Annotated in this window: 1 protein-coding gene; it reads right to left on the bottom strand. The window is 64.1% G+C overall.

Annotated features, from left to right (window positions below):
* Positions 1-716 (bottom strand): ketoacyl-synthetase C-terminal extension domain-containing protein (locus VT50_RS37885; protein ID WP_143645395.1); only part of this gene is annotated, 716 nt, incomplete at both ends.

A 716-nucleotide genomic window follows, 5' to 3' on the forward strand; every position in this document is an offset into this window, starting at 1 on the left:
CCACACACGACCCACCACACCACCACCAACACCACCAACACCAACACCAACACCAACACCAACACCAACACCAGCCTCACCCCGCACCAAGCCCTCAAGCCCAGCGGTCAACTCCCCCACATCCGAACCCAGAACCACAGCACGGTGCTCAAACACCGCACGCGAACCCACCAAAGCACGACCCACACCCACTGCGTCCACGTCATCACCGTCAGCCTGAGCGGCACGCACATACTCCAGCAACCGACCCGCCTGACCAGCCAACGCACCCGCACTACGCCCCGACACCACCCACGGCACCACCCCAGACGGCACCACCACAGGCACCACACCCCCACCAACAGACTCCTCCGCCGGCGCCTCCTCGATAATGACGTGCGCATTGGTCCCCGACACACCGAAGGAAGACACACCAGCCCTACGGGCCCGCTCCCCACGCGGCCACGCAACAGACTCGGTCAGCAACTCCACCGCACCCGCATCCCAGTCCACATGCGAAGACGGCTGGTCCACATGCAACGTACGCGGCAGCACCTCACGATTCAGGGCCATGACCATCTTGATCACACCACCCACACCAGCAGCCGACTGGGTATGACCGATGTTGGACTTCAGTGACCCCAGCCACAACGGCCGGTCACCCTCACGCTCCCGCCCATAGGTAGCCAGCAACGCCTGCACTTCGATCGGGTCACCGAGCTTCGTGCCGGTGCCGT

It is taken from the genome of Streptomyces antioxidans (assembly GCF_000968685.2).
Classification (GTDB): Bacteria; Actinomycetota; Actinomycetes; order Streptomycetales; family Streptomycetaceae; genus Streptomyces; species Streptomyces antioxidans.